Origin of the sequence: Criblamydia sequanensis CRIB-18, from assembly GCF_000750955.1 — a bacterium.
Lineage (GTDB): Bacteria > Chlamydiota > Chlamydiia > Chlamydiales > Criblamydiaceae > Criblamydia > Criblamydia sequanensis.
On sequence record NZ_CCEJ010000012.1, the window covers coordinates 53172 to 75175 of the forward strand.

Sequence of the window (22004 nt, forward strand, 5' to 3'; positions counted from 1 at the left end):
ATTTAAACAAAGAATTCGAAATGAAAAAATATTTTATCACCGGGCTTGTTATCCTTCTGCCGCTTGCCGTGACTTTAGCCATTGTCCTTTTTTTTCTAAACCTTTTGACCGGTCCTTTTATCGGGATTGTCCAGTCTCTTTTTGACCACTACCATGTCTTTGAAAAAGGGTTTTCATTTTTAGGGGCTAAGCAAACCCAAATTATCATCAGTCAAGTCTCTATCCTTTTATTTTTGTTTTTATTTACAGTACTTCTTGGTTTTTTAGCGCGCTGGTTCTTTTTGCATGCCCTTATTAAATTTTGGGATAGCTTGATTCACCGCATTCCCTTTATCAGCTCGGTTTACAAAACCTGCCAAGATGTCATCAATACAATGCTGACAAGCGAAACAAAATCTTTTAAACAAGTCGTATTAGTTCCTTTTCCTTTTAAAGACAGCCACTCCATAGGACTTGTGACAAGAGAAGACATCAAAGGCATTTCCACTAAAAACGGGGATACTTTCGTTGGGGTCTTTGTGCCGACAACTCCAAACCCGACTTCAGGGTATTTAGTGCTTTATAAGCCGGAAGATTTAATCTACATCGATATGAAAGTCGAGGAAGCTTTAAAGTACATTATTTCCTGCGGGGTAATCATGAACGAACCTTTAAAAGCTTTAGAAGAAAAAAAACCAAACATGGACGAAACAAATAACCCTCTTAAGTAATATGAAAAAAAATTTCATTACCGGACTTGCGATTCTTCTTCCTTTTGTGATTACCGCGCTCCTTTTTATTTTTCTTGTCAATTTGTTGACCAAGCCCTTTGTCGGGATTGTTGAAAACTTATTTGATTCATTCGGTTTAAGCGACACCACAATCGGTTTTTTTCACGTCTATCAAATAGTCCCTCTTTTAAGCCGTTTGATAGTCGTTGTCTTCTTAATCTTATTGACCTTCCTTTTTGGCTTCTTAGGAAGAATTGTTTTCTTTAATTTCTTTTTAAAAATCGGGAACCAGTTGATTCATAAGATTCCCTTCATAAATAAAATCTATAAAGCTGTTCAAGATGTGATTCACACTCTTTTTCAAAATGATAGCAAGAGCTTTTCAAAAGTTGTTCTCATCCCCTTTCCAACAGATAGAAATTTGTCCATCGGATTGATTACAAGAGAAGGAGCTGAAGAAAAAAGCGATAACCTTTATGGGGAAATTTCTGTTTTTGTTCCGGCTACACCGAACCCCACCATGGGATTTATGATTTTATATAGAAAAGATCAATTGATATATTTAGACATGTCCGTCGAAGAGGCTTTAAAATTTGTCGTCTCTTTTGGAGTTATGGCCTCTCCTTTTGAAAACGAGGGAAAAGATAAAAACCTTAGCTTGTGACTATCATCGGTCAGTGTCTTAGCGCTCTAAGAAGAGGTAGATTTTTCAATTTCGGGACGGGATTCAAGGAAGAGCAAAGTGTAAAAAATGACATTCGTTTTTCAGAGGATCGAACAGGAAAAATCAAGGCCGATAATACGAGGATTAACCCTTAAGTTTTTTTAAGCCGAATTCAAATTTGTCTAAAAAAATTTCGACTCTATCTTTAAGCTCTTTTGTTAAAGGCTCGCCCATTTTTCCAATATTAGTTTCGCATTTTGGGATGATTAAAGTCGCGGGCGACACCCATAGGTGTAGTTTCCTTGCGACAGTTGTAAGATGCTCTAAAGAAAAACCGCCGGCCTCCCCTCCAAGCATCGAAACTAAAGCTGCGACTTTTCCAACCATTTTGCTAGATTCCAGATAATCCAAGGCATTTTTTAAAGCGCCGCTAATGCTTCCATGATATTCCGGGTTGATAATAAGAAGGCCGTCCGCCTCTTCCATCATTTTTTTGTAGGCCGCTAAAGTAAGCTCCTCTTCTCCCTCTTTGGGGTTATAAAAAGGCAGATTCAATATTTTTAAATCCGCTTTGGAAGTTAGGAAACCTCTTTCTTCCATGCCTCTTAGTAAAAACTCTAAAAAAGCCTGGCTCAAAGAATTTGATCGAAGGCTTCCTGAAATACCGATAATTTTCATTTAAATAGGGGTTTAAGAATTTAAAAAATCATTAATAACAAGCTCTTGAGCCACTTCATAATCATGAAGATCTAAATCAAGCCAGCGAAAATCCGGTTCTTTTCTGAACCAGGTGAGCTGTCTTTTTGCATAACTTCTTGTTGCCTGTTTGAATTTCTCAATAAATTTTTGATAATCTTCTTTTGTCTGCGAAGTTTCAAAAAAATCAAGGACTTGCCGATACCCAATAGATTGCAGAGCTGATGAGTTTTCTTTAAGGCCTTCATCAAGCAAGGCCTTTACCTCATCTATAAAGCCATCCTCTATCATTCTCTCACATCGTTTATCGATCACACGATAAAGATGCTCTCTTGGTTTGAAAAGGAACCAGCATCTGAAGTCATAATTTTGGGGGCGACGCCTTCCCTTCCAGGATAGCTTACTAACTTTTTTGCCTGTCAGACGAATAATTTCAATCGCTCGAACAATTTTTTGTTTATCTCCGGCGGTGATTGTCGATGCATATTGCGGATCTAGCTCTTTTAGTTTCTTAAACATCGCCTCAATCCCGAATTTTTCCACTTCTTCTTCGAGGGCTTTTCTAAGTTCTGCAACAGAGGGAGGTCCGCTTGGGGGACCATAGATTAAAGAGTGAATGTAAAAACCGGACCCGCCAACAACTATTGGAACTGCATCTCTTGCAATAATTTGCTGGCAAAGGTGTCTTGCTTCATAGTAAAAATCAACCACATTGAAAACGTCTCGAATAGCTCTAATGTCTATAAGATGGTGGGGGATGCCTTCTCTTTCATTTAAGGGCAATTTGGCAGTTCCGATATCCATCCCTTTATAGACTTGCATGGAATCAGCTGAAATAATTTCGCCATTTATAGTTTTGGCAAGATCCAAAGCAAAGCGGGATTTACCAACCGCTGTCGGCCCCGCAATAACAAGCACTTTTTTTCTTGGTTTTTGAAGTGAGACGAGCTGTTTTTGGGCTTCTAGTTTAAACCCGAATAAAATGCGTTCCATTTCTTCTTGCTCGCAAGAAACACCGCTGCCTGTCTCACACCCGCTCATAGTTGCCTTTACCAACTCTCTTAGATCTTCTTATAAAAGTTAAGAAGCTTATCATACCTTTAAGTATTAAAAAAGAAAGAGAGCTATTTTGATCGAAATAAAAAATTATCACAAATCTATTCACAACGTGTAAAGTTAGAGTTTTAGCAAAGCCGGTGCTTGGGAATTTAAATCAAGATTGCCCTTTATTGAAGAAGCACCTAAGAGAAGGTGCGGGTGCATCCGGATTTAAAGGGCGGCGAAGATAAAAACCAACTTTTGAAACACTTTGTGTATATAGAAATTGTGATGGAAATCTTGTTTAAGATCAAGAAAAGGTCAATTAATGATGGAATTTGCTCTTCGCTTCATCTTTAGTTTGAGCAATATCAAGCACATGGTCAAAACCGGACATTTTAAGAACATCCAAGACATTCACATTGACAGAACAAAGGACAAGCCTACCCGATAGAGTCTTAAGCTTTTTAGTAGTTGAAAGAAGCATTCTCATACCTGCGCTAGATAGATAGTCGACCTCGGAAAAGTCCATTAATAGGTTATGCTGACCATTATTAATGCATTCGAAAACTTTCTTTTCAGCGTTCGGCGCGGAAATGGCATCTAAACGTCCCTTAATTTTTAAAATTGTGAGATCGCCTTCTTGCTCTTCTTTTAAATCGACTACATTTTCCATTTGATAAACCCCTGTTAAAAGAAAAGTGCGTTAGTTAAGAAGGAAAAAATTTCCTTTTCGCCATATGTTTCCATTATAATAAAAAGGGAAATTAAAGGAATAACTTACTAACATTTCTATTTTGAAAGCCTTTTTTCCATAAAAACAAAAAAAAGTTGAACCCCATAAATTGATTAATCATTAATTTTAAACAATTTATGTTCTATTCTTCTAATTATTTTCAAAGATTGCTGAGCCTTTTGTAAAAGAGAAATACAGATTGCTCTTTTAATTAATCAATCACACTTTACTAAATTAAAGAGTGATTGATTAATTAGCCTGGCTTGCAAATTTTTCTTGAGTTTGTGTAGCTTGCAGACGATCTAAAAATTGAACTCTGTCTGCTGCCACTCTCAGTTTGCATCGCTTGTCATTGGCATCTTTACCATACCAAACATCAAGCTGCAATCGGCCTTCAACAAAAACTGTCGAAGAACAATCTAAATATTGAACGCAAGCTTCCGCTTGTTTTCCCCAAACAACGACATCGACAAAACAAACTTCTTGCTGCTTTTCTCCACCTTGAGTCACAAATTCTCGGTTAAGAGCAACAAATAAATCTGTAACGGCCATGCCATTTGGAGTTTTTCTAAGCTCCGGCTTTCTTGTAAGCCTTCCGGCAATAAAAACTTTATTGAGTGCCATCATAGCACTTACCTCATCCTTTCGATAAGCTTAAGGTGCCGGGATAGCGTTTTTAGCCATCCCCTCAACTATAAGATATTGTTCATAGATACTCTATTTCGTCAGAATAAATAAAAAAAATTATTTTACAAGAAAATAAAGAAAATATTTTAAAATATTTTATTTACCTTTTGCTTGAATCAAAAGAAAGGTTTAGAAAATGCTATTCCAAATAGCTTTAGAAAGCATTTAAAAATGGTTTCATTGAAAAAAGTTAGTCTAGTTTTCAATCCGCTTAGGTTATGCAGTTATGACTTTTTGCAGATTATCCAAATTTTTCTTTAACGATAGATTTTCTTTTTTTCTCATTATAGCCATGAAAATCAAATCGCTTAAAAGATCTGTATAAATTTTTTGAGGATGGCTTTTTTCCCAAAGATAGAAAGAAAGAGATCCCGGTATGGGATTCAATTCATTAAAATAAAGTCGATTTTCATTTAAGTCTAACATGAAATCAAATCGCACAAGACCTAAACATCCTAATATTGAGAACCCTTTAATCGCATAATTTTGCACAGATTTTTTTATAGATTCATCAAGATCTTTCGGATCAATGATTCTTTGCAAACTAGCCATCCCTTGAACGTCGGAATTTTTTCCTCCCCTAAGGTACTTATCCTCATAACTTAAAGCCCCATCCGATGAAATGGGTGTTTCAACTACCGATGCAAGGGGGGGGTGCCCTTCTAAGACAGAAACGTTTATTTCCAGGACGGAAGTCAGACAAGGCTCTATAATAGCTTCATTATCATAAACAAAAACTTGGGCAAGGGATTTCCTTAACTCATTTTCATTTAGAACTTTTGAAATGCCAATACTTGAACCTAATTGTGTAGGTTTTATAAAAAGGGGAAAAGACATTTCTTTATTATTAAGAATAGTTTCAATGACATTTTGAAAATTTACAAGGGCCTCTTTTTTCCTAACTACAGTCCAAGGTAGAGTGGGAATGCCAAAATGTGAAAGGAGAGCCTTGCAATGAGATTTATTCATAGCAAGTGCGCTTGCGGCTATGGGAGAACCGGTATAAGGTAAATCGGCAAGCTCAAGCAAACCTTGCATCGCTCCATCTTCACCTTGCTGGCCATGAAAGCAAAGAAGACATGCGTCTATTTCAATTTTTTGATTTAAATCGATTTTGTTATTTTTACCATAAATGAGTAAGCCTTGAATCTCAGGTTCAGGGAGCAAAGTTACCCGTCTCAAGTTTAAGGTGTCAGGATCAAAGGCTTTGTAACTTGCCTTTTTAAACAAAGCATCACCTGTATACCATTTGCCTTGCTGAGTAATATAGACAGGAATGGTTTCAAATTCTAGATGATCTACAGCTTGATAGGCTTGCAATGCCGTGACAATTGAAATTTCATGTTCAGCAGAATTACCCCCGAATAGAAGGGCAATTTTTTTTCTTTTTTTGTTAGTCATTTTCTAAAATGAGCTCTTGCTTTCATAGATGTCTGTTAAATCATTTTCAAGGAGAATCACATCTCCCTCGCGAGCTTCTTTTTTTAAAAAAGCTAAAGCCTCTTCCCTAAAATCGAAAAAAAGAACCTGTGAAGGGGTCATTTGCGAGGATAAGCCGCGGTTTAAGGCCTCACGATTCACCTTTCCGACAATCAAAGCGGTATCTAAAAAACGACTGGCCCTTTTGCCGGCTTCTTCGTTCTCATGAGCTTGAAGAGGCCCAAGCTCAATCATTCCGGGCGTCATTAAAAATTTACGCTGTCCGGGAAGTGCTTCCATCACCTCTAAGGCATCTTTAAATCCCAAGGGATTAGAGTTATAAGCATCTTTGATATAGGTAACCCCTTTGTCTTGTTTGATTTCCAGCCGGTTATTCACAGGTTCCATGCAACCAATAGCTGCCATTAAAAAATCAGGGTTTCCCCCAAGTTCTGAACTCATGGCAAAAGAGGCTGCGATATTGGAAAGATTGGCTTTGCCAAAAAGGGGGGTTGTGCCTGAATAACACTTCCCTTTCCAAGTAAAGGTAAAAGAAGTTCCTTTTAAAGTATTTTCTTTGAATTCTATTAGTAAATCAATAGGTCCCAAATGATCCGAATAGCCATAAAATATAATATTTTTATCCCTATGATTTTTGGCAATCTCACGAATCAAGGGTGAATCCCCATTGCAAACCAAAAGCCCCCCCTTTGGAAGGGCTTCAGCAAGTTCAGCTTTTGCTTTTTGGATGGTTTGCGTAAGTTTAAACCTCTCCAAATGCGCCAAACCAATGTTAGTTAAAATCGCAGCTTTAGGCTTTGTGAAACAAGAAAGATTTCTTATTGAACCGATTCCATAAGCTGCCATTTCGATCACAGCAAATTGATGGTAAGGCTTTAGCTTCTCATTCACTTCAACTGTAATCCCCATAGGAGTATTCACACTTCCTTTTGGAAAAAAAGTAGGACCCACGCAAGTATTTAAAAGATGTGCGAGCGCATGTTTTGTTGAAGTTTTGCCATAGCTTCCTGTGATCCCAATCACAAATGGGTCTACCTTTTCAAGCTTTAGGCTTGCTTGTCTTAAAAACTTATTTTGTCTTCTTTTTTCATCCGGATGAAGAAGGAGCCAAGAGAGAAGTAAAATAAGGGGCTGCATTTGCAAAAAGAAAGCAAAGAACACAAGCTCTTTAAAAAAATCCCCTAAAGCATAGGCTGAAAGCGATAAGATAAAAGATAAGCTTAAGCTTACTAAAAATAAACGTTTTGCCCTATTTGTCATTTTTAAGGGTATTTTACCAAACACCCTTGGATCCTCTTCTTTAAAAAAAGAGTAGAGGAACCCAAAAGAGAGAAGGAAATAAAGAAAGGTCGGTTCAAAAAAAAATCTTCCGAGAAAAGCCAGGGCTAAAATCAGGGTCCCTTTCGTATCAAACGCTTTAGCCCACAAAAACCATTTTAAAAATCGCTTTGGCCTATAATCTTCTTGCTGAAAGAACCGAAGATAATTCAATATTCTTCTGGAAAGAAAAAGTAAGAAAGAACAAGAAAATAAAATTTGCGAAACAAGCAGCATCCTTACTCCCAAGCTAGCGCCCATTTAAAAAATTCAGGATATACTTTGCAATAAGATGGGAGCCAACGCCTTCAAAGGGATTGTGCCCTTTTCTTTCCAACACAATAAGCACAGAATCTTTGATCAAATGGTGAATCCTAATTCCCATCTGAAGAGGGGTTTCTCTATCTTCTTCCCCCCATAAAATCAGGGATTTGGCTTGAATGTTTGAAAATACCCCTGTCAGGTCTTCTTTAAGCGTTTTTAGAAGAGTGGGCCTCATTTCCTTAGCATTTTTATAATCGCTTGATGCAAATTTTGGAATAAACCAAGTTTCATACACTTTTGTCGAAATAGTTTTATCCAAAGTTTTTAGTATTTTTCCAAGCGAGCGAATGCTTAGAAATTTCAAAGCTTCCGGAATCGTTCTTTTTCGATTGAGTCCTGATGAAGAAACGAAGATTAATTTTTCAGCCTTCTCGGGATAAAGCGTTGCAAATTGAGCAGCTACTTTTCCACCGAAGGAATGCCCTAAGATTTCAACTTTTTTGATTCTCATTTCTTGAATATAATAGTTAAGACACTTGGCATAATCCAAAGAGCTCCAGGCAATTTTTGGAAAAGGAGTCTTTCCAAAACCCGGCAAATCAAGACAATGAACTTCTCGATGGCTTTGCAAAAGTTCGGCCAAGGGGTAGAGTTCTTTAGCAGACAATCCCCAACCATGAAGTAAAAGAATAACTTTATCTTTGCCCTCGCCGAAAATTTTGCCTGAAAGAGGGATGTAGCTTTCTTTCCCGCATGGAACAGCGTCTTGATCAATCACCTAAAAAACAGTCCTTAACTTTATGAGGATGCGAGCCGATATCCGGCTCGCATCCTACCGGTAGTTTGTTTAAAAAAGAGATGTAAAAAAGTTAAGTTAAAACACTTATTTAAAACTACTCGACAAGCTCAACACGAACTTTTCTTCCAAGACGCGCACAAACGGTCATCGCAATGGTTCTAAGGGCATTAATAGTTGAACCTTTTTTACCAACCACCTTGCCGATGTCTTGTGATCCAACCTTAATTTCTACGACCATTCCCCTATCGCCTTCATAACAATTTACATTGACATTGTCCGGACTGTCGACCAAATTTTTAACGATATATTCAATAAATTCTTTCATAGCTTATTCCATGCATGATTATTTGGTATTGTTAGGAGCAATTTCATTTTTTTCTTTCTTTTTTACGCTTTCAAAGGCCCAATCCAGGTATTCTTGATGACCTCCGCTGATTTCGTAATAGATAATCTCAGGAACTTGATAGCTTGTGTTATCTAAAATCGTTTTTTTGATCGTTTCAAAATGTTCTTTTGTTGTTTTGAAGACGATCTTGCTTTCCTGAACAGTTTCCAATCTATTATTCCATAAAAATACAGATTCTATCCAAGGAACAATTTGAGCACAGGCAACAAGCCTTTCTTGCACAAGAAAACGTGAGATGCGCCGAGCTTCATCAAGGCTGCCGCTTGTCCAGCAAATTTCAATTAAATCAGACATATAGATCCAAAGACACCGATAGGTTGGAAAAACATTTGTTAAAAGATAAAAATGGTTGCTTCCTTGCTAAAAATAAATAATAAAAACAAACCTTCTTAATTGAATAGCTTGAATCCGTAGCTATAAAAAAACAAGAAGTCGTAAAAGTTATAATTAACTTTTGTAATAAACGATAGAACTCTCAGAATTTCTTAATTTAAAGCTTGATACCTTAAAAATTTTAGAAAATCCGGAATTCAAACACACAAACAGCAAAAAAAAAGCATTTATTCAAAAAAGTGCCTTATTTAGCTATTTAGGTATAAGTTTCATAGCATAGTTTGGATTCTGAATAAAGGAAAAACTTAAACCCTTGATTTGCGCCTAATCCGTTAGGCTAAGCGCCGCAAGGTGTCAATAGATTTTTTAGATTTACTTGAAGGCAATGCCGGGCCTTTGCCGAAAGACAAAGATGAAAATAGATAGACTAATTGTCGGATGATTGCCTGTGAGCGTAATATCCTTCCAAACAAGGAAGGATGTTAGGCATCAACAGATTATTGCAATTTTTTGTATTTGTGATGAAGTTGTAAATATTTTGGTCTAAAAGATGATTCGAAAATGAAAAATGACAACTAAGCGAACTGATGACGTTTGCATTAATTTCTGCACCTCATTTCGAGCGTGATTATAAAAAAACCCCGTCTAATCTCCTTAACATTCAAATTCTTCAATTAGATTGGGGTTTTGTATTACCCTCGGGAGTTAGGCTGATATAGAAGGATTGAAATTATAGAGTTCTCGATTTGCCGGAAGGGCTTTCGTTAATAGGAGATAGGGCATATAAAGACTATTCATTAGAAGACGATTTGATAGCAATGATAGGACTTTCATTTGAGCCGAAAAGAAAACGAAACATGAAAAGCAGATGTCCGGACTAACGATTAGTCGCCTGAGAATTCATTTTAAAATTGCAACTCGCTATTTTCCTGACTTCCCAAACTCTCGGGTTTGGCTTAAGTCATGAAAATTAAGCATCTTAACTTTAAAAGGATCCTCAAGCGAGATTAGGAGCAATCAGGGGTTAAAACGGGGAGATTGCGGTAGCGAAATCGCACTTATTAAAATTATGAAAATGAGAGCAAGGCTGCCGGGACAGTTTGGCGTCGGGGTTTAATTAGCCTGCAAGCGGGATTTGGCTTAAGCAAGCCACGGGTTAAAGGCCGGACGGTAAATTACCGCCTCCTACTTTTTTAAAAAGAACGAGTTCTTTTTGTCTTAAATCCAAAATGTAAATCGATTTTTTATCTCTCTCCCGCATCTGAAGATATTTTTTTAAACTGCCAAGTTTTTCAAAAGCCTCCTTTAAGTCATACACTGGCAATCGTATAAAAAAGAGTTTTTGGGGATCATTTTTATAGCTGATATTCGTTGTGGCCATTAAAACAATTTCCCTTTTTGCAAAAATGGATTCCTCAATTTTGGAAAAATCGACACTAGAAAGGTTCAAATCAAATTGCAAAGAGTATTTTTTTATCTCGTTAAACAAGGAAATCGGTTTGAGCTTATCTTCCCCGAAGGTCAAATTTTTACCCCAGATGGCTTCATTTTTTAAAAAAAGAGCCTCATTCAGGTAAATCCAAGGCAACTTTTTAGGCGTGTAAAAAGGTGAAAAAGGAAAGAGCTTCCCTTCGGAATCTAGAGCTGTATTGGATCTATTATAAAGAAAAGCAATAGGCTTACGGATAGTATAATCAATAAGAAGGGCATCCGGAGTTACCCTTTTTATCGAAACTGTTTTGAATAACGGGTTTTTTAAGATTTTATTTTGAGCTTCTAAAATCGGGTATTGGTAGACATTTACAGGCTCATCTTGCGATAAACTTAAGAGTTCTGCTAGATACTCTGTTTTTAACTGCTCTTTTTCAGGGCCTGTTTGCATTAAATAGTGAATATTGAATCTAGGATCTGCCGCATTTTTCAGACGTTCATAAGAAGCATTGCTAAAACTTAGAAAAAAAAGCGCCGCAACCAAAAAATTGGAGAGCAAGATCCATAACAAGGCTTTTGTGTAAGAATACTTATAGGGCGCCATAAAAAAGATAGAAGACTTCTTTTTCCTTCTTTCTTGATTTATTTAGAAATCTGTAAATTAAGGCCTTAAAGAAGGACTTCTTTTTTTGAAGCTTCCAACGTTTGCCATTTTTTTGCAAAATCTCTCGCAAAAGTCGACAAGCTTCCAGCTCCCATAAAAACTATCGCATCATTTGGTTCTATAAGATCCAATAGTGTTTTTTCAAGTTCGTTAATAGGAGAATAGCGTACCGGAGTCTCACAATTTTCAAGCTCTTCTATAATAAGCTTGGAAGAAACCGATTCAATAGCCTTCTCACCTGCAGGATAGATATCTGTCACAATCCCAAGATCCGAGGCATCTAACATGCCGGCAAAAAGCCCTTGGCAATCTTTTACTCTTGAATATCGATGAGGTTCGAAAACTGTAATAAGTCTTCTATCATTCAGTGCAAGTCTTAAGCCCGCTAAAGTATTGGCAACTTCGTTCGGATGATGAGCATAATCATCGATAAAAAGGGGCCTTGAGTTTTTCTCCCCAAGGATATCTGCCCGCCTTTTTACACCTTGAAAGTTAAAAAGAGCTTTTCTGATGGCTTCTTCTTTTATTCCAAGCGATATCCCCATTCCAAATACTGCAAGTGCATTTAAGGCATTATGATGGCCAATTAAAGCGCACTCGACATCCAAATACAATTGGCCTTTAAAGGAGATATCCATTCTAAATCTCCAGCCGTCTTGTTTAAAATTTTTAGCTCTAAGCTCGCAGTCTTCTGAAAAACCGTAACCATAGCCGCTTGGGTGAATTTCTCTAAGGTACTTGCTCTCTTTGCACCAAAATAAATGTTTTTGAGACTGAACCTTAATCAAAAATTTTCTAAAAGCATCTTTCAAACGGTCTTTGGTAAGAAAATAGTCCATATGATCTGTGCTGATGTTAGTCAAAATGGCTCCAAATGGCTTATATTTTAAGAAAGTGCCATCGCTTTCATCGGACTCGGCAACAAAATACTCCCCCTCACCATGCTTTCCGTTAGCGTTCATGCTTTTTAAAATCCCGCCGATTGAAAAGGAAGGGTCTAAATTCGCTTCAATCAGAACTTCTGTCAATAAGGCGCTTGTTGTTGTTTTGCCATGCGATCCGGCAATAGCCAGCATCTTGTACCCTTGCATAAGAGAATGTAATAAATCAGATCTATGAAGCATTTTAGTTCTTATGCGGCAAGCTTCTATGAATTCACAATTTTCTTGGCCAACTCCGGTTGTGTACACCACTGTTTTATCTTCTTTTACATGGCTCGCATCGTGTCCGATAAAAATATCGGCTCCCATATTTTTGAGTCCTTCAGTGATATAAGAACTTGTTAAATCAGAGCCGCTGACTTTAGCTTTTCGCTGCATCAAAATACAAGCAAGACTACTCATTCCGATGCCGCCAACCCCTATGAAATGATATTTCTCATCCATCAGCTTCTCTCCTTAGATCCATTATAAGTGGCTTTTATAAATTCACAAAAATCTTTTCGAACAGTATTCATCTTAAATTGGATAATATGGTCTCTTAATTGCAGAAGAGCTTTATTATTGTCTTCTAATAAGCTTATTATGACAGAGGCTAATTTCTTTCCGGTCAAATTTTTTTCAATTAAAGTAAGGGCCCCTTTCACCTTATCGCTCATAAAAAAGGCATTCCTCTCTTGATGATTATCAGCAGCCATTGGATAAGGAATCAGTAGACCCGGTTTTTCGTAAGCGATTTCTTCAGCAATAGTACCGGCGCCTGATCTTGAAATTAAAAGGTCTCCGGCCATCCAAGCAAACTCCATGTTCTCTTCATAATCTTTAACATAAGCTGTCAATTTTAAATCATTATAAAGATGTGCAATTTTTGAAGTTTCCTTTTCCCTTCCTGTAAAATGAAGGATTTGAATGGTTTTTTTCCAATCTTTGAGGTTTGAAACGGTTTCTATTGCTAAATGGTTAAGTGATGCAGCTCCTTGTGATCCTCCAAAAAAAAGAAGGGTTGTTTTATCAGGGTCGAGACTATAGTGTTCGATGGCTTTTTCACGAGTCATAAAACTATTATTAAGAGTATCTCTTAAAGGTAAATCTACTTCTACAACATTACCTTTTAGATAATTTCTAGCATCGGGAAACAAAATCCCTGTAGCAAGAGCTCCTTTTGACATAAGCTTGTTTACTTTTCCCGGAATGCTATTAGCTTCATGCAATATGTAAGGGATCTTTCTTAATCTTGCTGCTAGAAGAAGCGGAAGCGTGTGGTAGCTTCCAAAACCGATAATTAGATCAGGGGCAATTTTTTTTAATAGTCGATCGCTTTGCCAAAGGCCTGCTATTAATTTTCCAAAACTTGCCATGCATTTTAAAGGTCTTTTTAGTGGAAAATAACCGGCTGAAACTTCTTGATAAGGGAAGGATTCGCGATCAAAAAACTGATTGCCCTCAAGGCCTGCTGCTGCAAAGAAAATATAAAGCTCAGGATTTTCCGCTTTAAGTTTTTTAGCTAAAGCTTGAGCCGGATAGACATGTCCTCCTGTACCTCCTGCTGATATCAGGATCCGTTTTGCCATAAGAATTTACCTATACAAAGTCATTTTCTTGAATTGGATTATACAAGAGAGAGCAAGATAATACAACCGAAGAGTCGATAGCTTTAAGATAATAGCTTTCTATACTTTCTTAAATAGTTCGAGATAAGCTTTGGCTACCCCGTATCCTTCATTAAACTCTTTTTTTCTTTCCGAGGCGAACTGATCTATAATTTTCTCCGCCACAACCTTACCTAGCTGGACTCCTTCTTGATCAAAGGAGTTGATATTCCAAATAAACCCTTCAAAAGCTGTTTTATGCTCAAAGTAAGCAAGCAGCTCCCCCAAAGTTTTTGGAGTCAGCTGCTCAGCCATTAAAATATGCGAAGGTCTATTTCCATCGAATTCTTTATTGGGATTATCACTTTTTTTTCCTGTTGCAAGGCTTATGCTTTGCGCAAGAAGATTTGAAAGAAGCTTTTCTTGGCTTGTCGTACCGTTAAAAATAAAATCGAACCGGCTCTGGGACTCAATAAACCCTATAAATTCTATTGGAATAGGGTCGACCCCTTGATGAAGAAGCTGGAAAAATGAGTGTTGCGCATTTGTCCCCGGCTCCCCCCAAATTATCATGCCGGTTTGAAAAGGAGTCCTTTTTCCTTCCTTATCGATATGCTTCCCGTTAGATTCCATAGAAAGCTGCTGAAAGTGCGCAGGGAATCGGCTTAGGGCTTGCGAGTAGGGAATGACAGCGAGGGTTTCATAATGCAAAAAATTTCGATTCCAAATAGATAATAGGGCTCCAAGAAGAGGGATATTTTCACTTAAATTCGGATTTAAAGCCGCGTGATCCATCTCGCTTGCCCCTTTAAGAAATTCAGTAAAAATCTCCATTCCAAAAGCAAAGCCAAGTAATACCCCCCCTACCATAGAAGTTGAAGAAAAGCGCCCGCCGATCCAATCCCAGATATAAAAAGTGTCGAGGTAAAGGGATTTATCATCCATAGGGCTTCCCTCTCCGGTTACAGCGACAAAATGCTTTCTTGGATCAAGCCCGGCTTTAACAAAACAGTCTCTTAAAAAAGCTTCATTTGTCATAGTTTCAAGCGTATTGCCTGATTTTGAAACTACCGCCACAAGGGTTTTGTCAAGGTTTGCAGATTCTATAACACGATGAAGGTTATCCGGATCGATGTTGTTGATGAAAAAAGCTCTACGACCTTTTTTTATTAAATGAGCCAGAGCTAAAAAATTAGCATAAGGGCCAAGATCCGATCCTCCAATTCCTATCATGATAAGATCTTGAAAGCGATCAAAGGTCTCGATCTCTGCCAAAAACCGCTTTAATTTTTCATATTCGGCATAAGCTAAAGCTTTAGCTTCATTTGCGGTTTTACTTTTCTTATCCCCTGAAAAAAAATCCCTCGTTGCTGTGTGTAAAGCAGCGCGATTTTCACTTGGGAAGCCGCGGATAAAATTGACAATTTCACCATTTTGCATATTCTGCATTTTTTCTAAAGCAGAGGCTTCTTTTGCAAGTTCAAAAAGTGTTTTTATGATGTCTTCATTGACCCTTTCACCTGCATAAAAGAGAGTGTAGTCTTTAGATTTAGCAACAAAATTTTTGATACGATCAATATTAAAGACGGAATTTTTAGTAAGATCAGGTGGATTTTTAGCAAGTTCTTGTAATTTTTTATAGGCAGAAAGCTTTTCAAAATCCATTTCACATTCCTTCTATCAACTTTTTTACGATTTGCACCTAAAATAAAAATTATTTTAACTTTAAAGTTAATTTTTTTCAAAAATCAATTTAATTTATCTCATAGTTTTTCTTCAGCTATTTTAGTAGAATCAGTTATAATAAACTTCTTTATCTGACAAAAAACCAAATTTTTAATGAAAAGCTAAATTTTCGAAGAAGAAGTTTTTTTTCGAAAAATAAGGAAAGACCCTAATGATTGGAAGAAATGATTTTTGCTGGTGTGGAAGCCTAAAGAAATGGAAAAAATGTCATTTTCCCGTAGAGCCTCCGACTGATTCCTCCTCCTTTCAAATCAATCGTGAGCTTTACCGCAAAAACAATATCATCCTTAAGAATGAAAAGCAAATTGAAGGCATTAGACGATCCTGTCATCTTGCTGCAAAAATTCTTGATGAAACAGCAGCTTTAGCAAAAGATGGGGTAACAACACAAGAACTCAATGATTTTGCCGACAAGCTGCATAAAGAATCCGGCGCCATTCCAGCCCCTTTGCATTATGGAATGCCCCCTTTTCCAAAAAGTATTTGCACCTCTTTAAATGAAGTGATCTGCCATGGAATCCCAAACGATACCCCTTTAAAAAAAGGAGACATCTTAAATATCGACGTTACTTGCATTTTAGATGGCTACTATGGTGATTGCAGCAAGATGATTGAAATTGGTGAAGTTTCTCATGAAAAAAAGCTCGTTGCCGATGTCGCCTATGAATGTCTTTTACGCGCCATTGCTATTTTAAAGCCGGGTGTTTTACTCAATAAAATAGGTGAGGTCATTGAATCTTATGCAGAGGTTCATGGATGTTCTGTTGTCAACCAATTTGTCGGTCATGGCGTTGGAATTGAATTTCATGAGGGCCCTCAAGTTTGCCATCATAGAAACAAAAGCACAATTCCTTTAGCTCCGGGTATGATTTTCACAATTGAACCCATGATCAATGCGGGAAGCAGAAAAGCTGTGATTGATCCCTATGATCAGTGGACGGCAAGAACTCAAGACGGCAAACCTTCAGCCCAATGGGAGCACACGATTCTTATAACCCCGATCGGGTATGAAATTCTAACTCCTTGGAAGAAATAAGAGATTAATCTTTAAGCGAGCGCTTCAGCGCTCTCTTTGGAAGTTAGTGTCTCTATGATATCATGAAGCGCTTCAACTTCTTCCTGATGCTCTTGAATAAGCGTTTTTCTTTCTTTTTCAAGTTGCGCGATCTGCTGTTCAAGCAAGTTTTCAACTTCTGATCTATCTTCTTTTTGCAACTCTTTTTCGCGCTGAAAAGCTAAAACTTTTTCTTGCATGTGAAATAAAGCGCGTCTTGTTTCATCTAAAGTCGCGGCTTTTTCTTCAAACTGCTGCTTCATTTGTTTAAGCATTCCTTCTGTTTTCTTATTTTGCAGAAGATCTTGCTTTCTCTTCTTTTTTAAGTCTTGAACGGCAAGTTGAAGCTTTTCTTTTTCTTTCATAAGTTGTTGTGCTTTTTTAGTCGGCAGAACCTCTTTTACTTTTCCATCTTCAGCATTTTGTGTCTTTGAAAGCTCTTCATAAAGGGAGTTCAAAGAATCAAACTCAGCCTTGAGAAGTTCAAACTCTGTTTTGGTTTGCGCACTTTCTTCACGAAACTTTGTAAACTCTTCAATTTCTTTTTCAAGTTGCTGTTTTAGAATTTCCATTTCGGAAAGTTTAGAGGCGAGGCTTTCCTTCTCAACAATTACGCTCTCTTGTGTTTTTGAAAGCTCTTCATAAAGGGAGCTTAAGGAATCAAACTCAGACTTGAGAAGTTGAAACTCTGTTTTGGTTTGCACACTTTCTTCACGAAACTTTGTAAACTCTTCAATTTCTTTTTCAAGTTGCTGTTTTAGAATTTCCATTTCGGAAAGTTTAGAAGCGAGGTTTTCCTTCTCACATCTTTTCTTCTAGCGCCTCCATTTTTTCAGTTTCGCTTTCTTTTAAAGCTGTCGAAAGAGAGAGATTCTCATTCTGAAGTTTTTCGCAGTTTTTTGCTAAAGCCTCAAACTCCTGTTTTTCAATTTCAGGATCTTTTGCTCTTTGCTTGGAGTCTTTAATTTCTTTTTCAAGTTTTTGTACGCGAGCTTGACCTTCTTGTACAAGTTGTCTTAAAATAGCTTCTTTATTCTCAAATTGGGCTGCCAACTCATCATTTTTAAAGTGGAGTTCTGAAATCTCTTCCTCCTTCTTTTTTAGGGCATTTGAAAGTTGCTCTTGCTCGTTTGCAAAATCATTCTTAGAAGCTTTTTCTCTAATTAAATCTTCTTCAAGCTTATTAAGGGCTGTTTCTAGAAGTGTTTTTTCATTGATTAAGAGCTCGGCATGTTCCCCGAGTTCATGAATCATGCGTTGATGTCTCAACTCTTCTTCTTCCTTTTTAGCAGATTCTTTGATGAAGCTATCAAGCTCGCTTCTAAGTCCTGCAATCACATTGTTATGAAGAGACATTTCCTCATTAAAATGATCATGCAAAAGCTTTAATTCTTCTTTTAAACGATTATTCTCAGCCAGCGTCTTTTCAAATTCAGTTAAAAGAGAGCTTGTTTCAGGCCCTCCCCCTTCCATCGATTCAATGAGAGATTCTAAATCCTTTACCTCGGAGGCCAAAGCTCCATTTTTTTCTCTTTCTTGCCGAAGTTGGAACTCTTGCTTCTCCATGAGTTCTTTTAAAGAAGCGATTTCTTTTTTATGATCCTGAATGATTGAATAATTGATCTCTTCTTGCTTCTTAATTGTAAAAAGGTCTTTTCTAGATTCTTCTAAACGAGTTCCAAGCTGCCGACGCTCATCTTCTTGACTTTTCAACATATCTTTTAGTTTTTCATCTAATCGCCAGATATTTTCCAAACGGCTCTTAGATTCAATTTGCATGGCATAGATAAGTTGAATCGCTTCCTTTGAAGAAAAAGATGAAATAAAAAAGGAAAGGATATAGGAAAAAGTTAAACCAAAAGTCCAAATCATCTCATTAAAATTCATGTCTCCTATTTGTGTGAAGACAATCAGACAAAAAAGGGCTGATGCGGTAATCGCCCCTTTCCAATCAAAGGCTACTGACAACAAGAGGCCGAAAATAGCTGAAAACGATAAAATTTCTTGCAAAGATGACGGCTTTAAAGAGCTTAATGAAATCGATAAGAGGATAAGAAAAGGACCGATAAGACCCCAAAAAAGAAGTTTTTTCTGTAATTCTATTTCACTCTTATCCACAAGATAACCGCCTACAAGGTAAAAAGCTTCTTTGAATTATATGAGAAGCCAACAAATAAATTATTAATGTTATTTATCAGACCTCTTTCGAAATTCCATTTTATTGTTAAAATGGCTCTATTTTCCCCATCAAAGGGAATTTCGAAAAAAGTCTATTATTGAAAAATATAAAGGTTTTTAGCATTTTTCGAAACTAAACCTTTCACAAAAAATAGAAAACACTTTTTTAAGTTCTATTTCTTTTTTTTGAATCAATTAGTTCGATAGCAAAGGCTCTTTTTTTCTCGTGCTAATGCTGACAAGAAGCGAAACACAAAGAGCATTAGCCATTAAAGATGTGCCGCCTTGGCTAAAAAAAGGAAGGTTTAAACCTGTGCTTGGTAAAATGCCTGACACCACTCCTAAATTTAAAAAAGCTTGAAAACTTATTAAAAAGGAAATGAGTGCAGATAAATAATAGCCTTCCAAAGTTTCTGTTTGAAAGCAAATCTCAAAGCCAAAATAAGCAATTAAGCCGTATAGAAAAATGATGAGTGTAATCCCCGTAAAACCATATTCTTCAGCAAATATTGCAGCAATATAATCATTTTGAGCTTCCGGTAAGTAACTTAACTTTTGCAAACTCTTTCCCGGACCTTTTCCAAAGAGTTTTCCTGAACCTGCAGCAATCTTAGCCTGATAGGGCTGGTGGCCTTTTCCTTGCAAATCCTTTTCGGGATGCAAGTAGGCTTCAAGCCTTCTTGAAACATAGGGCAATTGAGAAGCAAAGAGGGCCCCGCATCCGACTGTTAATAAAAGCGGTAAAGCCCAGTACTTGGCTTTAATTTTCATAAGGTAGAATAAGACAATTAATGAAAGAAGAAGAACCGCAGCCGTTCCGTTATTAGGCTCAATTAAAATAAGAATCACCGGAATTAGAGCGATAAAGACTTCTTTCATAAAAGAGCCAAAAGAGACATTTCCGAATTCTAAAAAACTTAGGCGATAAATAAAGTAGCTTGGAAGGATCACCTTTACAAATTCGGAAGGCTGAAAATAAAAGCCTTGGGCGCCAATCCATCTTCTTGCTCCATTGACCTGCTTTCCAATTCCCGGAATTAAAGTTAAAACTAAAAGAAACACAAAGGCCCAAAAAAGAAACGGGCTTATTTTTAGAAATCTCAAATAACCCGCTCGATAGGAAAGGAAAGACAATATTAAAGCTAAAAAAAAATAGAAAAATTGCCTTATAATGGCATGATGCGTGCTTTTGGCTTGGTCTCCGTCTAAAATACTCGCGCTTGTTGTACTAAAGATCACAACAAGGCCAATTAGAAAAAGAAGCAGAGGCGGCATCGAGATTCGAAATATTTTTACGCTTAAAGAAAAATTACTCAACTCTTATGCGGTCACCCGGTTTAATAGCTCTTGCTTTTTTCTCATCCATGTTATTCATCTGTAAAAGTTCATTAACACTGACATCAAATTTTTTAGCAATCTTCCATGGGTTATCGCCGGATTGAACTATATAATAAGATCCCTCACTCTGAGAGATTGATGGGGTTTCGGCTCTTTTTATATCCTTATCCGATGCGATAGGAATTTGCAAGGTTTGACCTATTTGAAGGCGATCGCTTGTTAAATGATTGAGTTTTTTTATAGCAGAAACAGAGGTTCCGTTAGCTTTTGCAATTTTACTTAAAACATCTCCTCTTTTGACTGTAATTTCAGTTACATTTTCAGAAGGTTTCTTTTTCTCGATTTTGTAATCTTCCTCAGTTCTTGAAAGAGTAAAGGAACGCTCGGTTTCATGCTTAGCTTCAATAGATTCAGCAAAATCTCTTAACACAGCATCTACTTCATCGGCATCATTTTCTTCCGCCAAAAATACGGGAGCATGCTCTTCTTTCAAAATAGGCCTTGGCTTCTCTAATAGAATTTCAGCTATTTCTTCTTTTTGGATTTCTTCTGTTTCATCAAAATGGCCGGCGAGTAAAAAAAGTACCGCGAGCAATCCTAAATTGACAATAACTGCAGCAATTATAATGTCCCGCCGTGTCATAATTTCATCTCATTGGTTAATGTGTTCACAATTCGTTTAAACTCTTCACCCCTGTGAGCATAATCCCGAAACATATCGTAGCTAGAGCAGCCAGGAGACAGTAAAATGTTTTCACCTTTATCGGCTTCTTTAAAAGCATCATATACCGCTTCTTCAAGGTTTTTTGCTATACTGACTTGCACAAAAGGGGTTAAATCTTTGCGGATTTTTTCAGCTGCTTGTCCAATTGCAAAAACTTTTTTTACTCTCCCTTGGAAGATATCAACCCAAGGCGTATAGGGGGATCCCTTGTCAACCCCGCCCGCAATCAATAGAATATTGCCATTCATCGAATTGACCGCTTGACATACAGCATCAATATTCGTGCCTTTGCTGTCATCAAAAAAACGAATGCCTTTTACTTCTTTAACAAACTCAATACGATGGGCAGGTTTTTTAAAAGTTTCCAACCCTTCTTTTATTTGTTTTGAACTAAGTCCAAGATCCCGGCAAATAGCATAAGCTGCCAATAAATTCTCAAGATCATGTTTCACTAAATTTTCAGTTAAAAAAGCTAAATTAATTTCTTCTTTTCCATAGCGAATGAGGTTGCCATTTTTAAGAGTTATTTGAGCATTATTTTCAAAACCATAAGAAATAGCATTCTTATTTTCAAATAACACCCAAAAATCTTCAAGCGTTTTATCATGTATGTAAAAACAGCCCTGGGGTTTAATTAAACTTCTAATTTTTGCTTTTGAAATGGCATAGGTTTCAAAAGTTTGGTACCGGTCTAAATGATCAGGCGTAATATTTAAAAGAACTGCCGATTCTAATTTTTGTGATTCTAACCGATCTAGTTGAAAAGAACTTATTTCGATCACTAAAATATCATTTTTAAACTCTTGAACAGCGTCAATTAAAGTATAACCTACATTCCCGCAAGCAATTGCTTTTCTTCCATTATAGTTTAAAATATGAGAAATTTGTTTTGTAACAGTAGTCTTTCCATTAGTGCCGGTTATTCCAACACATCTTCCTTCAAACTGTCTCAAAGCAAATTCCATCTCGCCTACCACTTCCTCCGAAATTTTTTGAAGATGCAAAAGACAAGGATGATTTTCCGGGATGCCGGGAGATAGGATCGTCTTATCGCAATACTTTAAATTAAAAAGATCAGCGACCTTAAGAACGGTAATCCCCTGATCGATTATTTTTTTAGCTTCCGGTAGTTTTAGGATACTTTCAATCTTGTCATCAAATACAAAGATTTCGTAAGGCTGCTTTAATAAAAATTTTGCGATAGCTTGACCGCTTACTCCAAATCCTAAAATGACAAAACGCATGCTCAATT

The 22004-nt window shown here is 37.0% G+C and carries 21 protein-coding genes; 3 read left to right on the forward strand and 18 right to left on the reverse strand.

The annotated features are described in order from the left end of the window. Window positions 1-20: 20 nt before the first annotated feature. Entirely contained in the window at window positions 21-710 is a 690-nt protein-coding gene (locus tag CSEC_RS11365; RefSeq protein ID WP_041018609.1) for a DUF502 domain-containing protein, read from the forward strand. A gap of 1 nt (window position 711) precedes the next feature. After that, window positions 712-1374 carry a DUF502 domain-containing protein gene (locus CSEC_RS11370; protein WP_041018610.1) on the forward strand — a complete coding sequence of 221 codons (663 nt, stop codon included), beginning with the start codon at window positions 712-714 and terminating at the stop codon, window positions 1372-1374. A 144-nt stretch (window positions 1375-1518) separates the two neighbouring features. Here the strand turns inward: CSEC_RS11370 and CSEC_RS11375 are convergent, their stop codons facing one another. From CSEC_RS11375 to CSEC_RS11435, 13 genes are all read right to left on the reverse strand, one after another. Next, window positions 1519-2052: an NADPH-dependent FMN reductase gene (locus CSEC_RS11375; protein ID WP_041018611.1), complete on the reverse strand. Its 534-nt coding sequence runs from the start codon at window positions 2050-2052 to the stop codon at window positions 1519-1521. Between the two features lie 12 nt (window positions 2053-2064). Beyond that, window positions 2065-3111 (reverse strand): tRNA (adenosine(37)-N6)-dimethylallyltransferase MiaA, encoded by a 1047-nt coding sequence (gene miaA, locus CSEC_RS11380; protein ID WP_053332028.1) that lies wholly within the window; start codon window positions 3109-3111, stop codon window positions 2065-2067. Window positions 3112-3433: 322 nt separating this feature from the next. Beyond that, window positions 3434-3784 carry an STAS domain-containing protein gene (locus CSEC_RS11385; RefSeq protein WP_041018612.1) on the reverse strand — a complete coding sequence of 117 codons (351 nt, stop codon included), beginning with the start codon at window positions 3782-3784 and terminating at the stop codon, window positions 3434-3436. Window positions 3785-4093: 309 nt separating this feature from the next. Further along, the gene (locus tag CSEC_RS11390) at window positions 4094-4471 is read right to left on the reverse strand and encodes a single-stranded DNA-binding protein (RefSeq protein WP_041018613.1); all 378 of its coding nucleotides are present in this window, start codon (window positions 4469-4471) and stop codon (window positions 4094-4096) included. Between the two features lie 276 nt (window positions 4472-4747). Next, window positions 4748-5932: a D-alanine--D-alanine ligase family protein gene (locus CSEC_RS11395; RefSeq protein ID WP_041018614.1), complete on the reverse strand. Its 1185-nt coding sequence runs from the start codon at window positions 5930-5932 to the stop codon at window positions 4748-4750. A gap of 3 nt (window positions 5933-5935) precedes the next feature. Further along, entirely contained in the window at window positions 5936-7525 is a 1590-nt protein-coding gene (locus CSEC_RS11400; protein ID WP_041018615.1) for a Mur ligase family protein, read from the reverse strand. 13 nt (window positions 7526-7538) lie between these two features. Then, entirely contained in the window at window positions 7539-8330 is a 792-nt protein-coding gene (locus tag CSEC_RS11405) for an alpha/beta fold hydrolase (protein ID WP_041018616.1), read from the reverse strand. Between the two features lie 115 nt (window positions 8331-8445). Next, complete coding sequence (locus CSEC_RS11410; protein ID WP_041018617.1) at window positions 8446-8676, reverse strand: KH domain-containing protein; 231 nt, start codon at window positions 8674-8676, stop codon at window positions 8446-8448. 18 nt (window positions 8677-8694) lie between these two features. Then, the gene (cutA, locus tag CSEC_RS11415) at window positions 8695-9051 is read right to left on the reverse strand and encodes a divalent-cation tolerance protein CutA (protein WP_053332029.1); all 357 of its coding nucleotides are present in this window, start codon (window positions 9049-9051) and stop codon (window positions 8695-8697) included. A 1195-nt stretch (window positions 9052-10246) separates the two neighbouring features. Next, a complete protein-coding gene (locus CSEC_RS12840; RefSeq protein ID WP_053332030.1) occupies window positions 10247-11125 on the reverse strand; it encodes a cell division protein FtsQ/DivIB in 879 nt (292 codons plus the stop codon). Window positions 11126-11190: 65 nt separating this feature from the next. Next, window positions 11191-12570 (reverse strand): UDP-N-acetylmuramate--L-alanine ligase, encoded by a 1380-nt coding sequence (murC, locus tag CSEC_RS11425; protein ID WP_053332031.1) that lies wholly within the window; start codon window positions 12568-12570, stop codon window positions 11191-11193. Then, entirely contained in the window at window positions 12570-13694 is a 1125-nt protein-coding gene (locus CSEC_RS11430; RefSeq protein ID WP_053332032.1) for a UDP-N-acetylglucosamine--N-acetylmuramyl-(pentapeptide) pyrophosphoryl-undecaprenol N-acetylglucosamine transferase, read from the reverse strand. The genes murC and CSEC_RS11430 overlap by 1 nt, the downstream gene beginning before the upstream one ends. Window positions 13695-13793: 99 nt before the next feature. After that, window positions 13794-15377 (reverse strand): glucose-6-phosphate isomerase, encoded by a 1584-nt coding sequence (locus CSEC_RS11435; RefSeq protein WP_041018618.1) that lies wholly within the window; start codon window positions 15375-15377, stop codon window positions 13794-13796. A 232-nt stretch (window positions 15378-15609) separates the two neighbouring features. Between CSEC_RS11435 and CSEC_RS11440 the strand changes: the two genes are divergently transcribed. Then, window positions 15610-16494 (forward strand): methionyl aminopeptidase, encoded by an 885-nt coding sequence (locus CSEC_RS11440; RefSeq protein ID WP_079978060.1) that lies wholly within the window; start codon window positions 15610-15612, stop codon window positions 16492-16494. Window positions 16495-16505: 11 nt separating this feature from the next. Here CSEC_RS11440 and CSEC_RS11445 read toward each other — a convergent pair whose 3' ends face one another. The 5 genes from CSEC_RS11445 to murD all read right to left on the reverse strand — a co-directional run bounded on the left by CSEC_RS11445 (window position 16506) and on the right by murD (window position 21996). Continuing rightward, on the reverse strand, window positions 16506-17282 hold the full coding sequence (locus tag CSEC_RS11445; protein WP_041018619.1) for a coiled-coil domain-containing protein: 777 nt from the start codon (window positions 17280-17282) through the stop codon (window positions 16506-16508). A gap of 31 nt (window positions 17283-17313) precedes the next feature. Continuing rightward, window positions 17314-18630, reverse strand: coding sequence for a coiled-coil domain-containing protein (locus CSEC_RS11450; RefSeq protein WP_041018620.1), 1317 nt, complete (start codon window positions 18628-18630; stop codon window positions 17314-17316). A 255-nt stretch (window positions 18631-18885) separates the two neighbouring features. Beyond that, complete coding sequence (locus tag CSEC_RS11455) at window positions 18886-19965, reverse strand: peptidoglycan glycosyltransferase FtsW (RefSeq protein WP_053332033.1); 1080 nt, start codon at window positions 19963-19965, stop codon at window positions 18886-18888. 34 nt (window positions 19966-19999) lie between these two features. Next, window positions 20000-20671, reverse strand: coding sequence for a lytic transglycosylase (locus CSEC_RS11460; protein ID WP_041018621.1), 672 nt, complete (start codon window positions 20669-20671; stop codon window positions 20000-20002). Beyond that, the gene (gene murD, locus CSEC_RS11465; RefSeq protein WP_041018622.1) at window positions 20668-21996 is read right to left on the reverse strand and encodes a UDP-N-acetylmuramoyl-L-alanine--D-glutamate ligase; all 1329 of its coding nucleotides are present in this window, start codon (window positions 21994-21996) and stop codon (window positions 20668-20670) included. The genes CSEC_RS11460 and murD overlap by 4 nt, the downstream gene beginning before the upstream one ends. Window positions 21997-22004 lie beyond the last annotated feature (8 nt).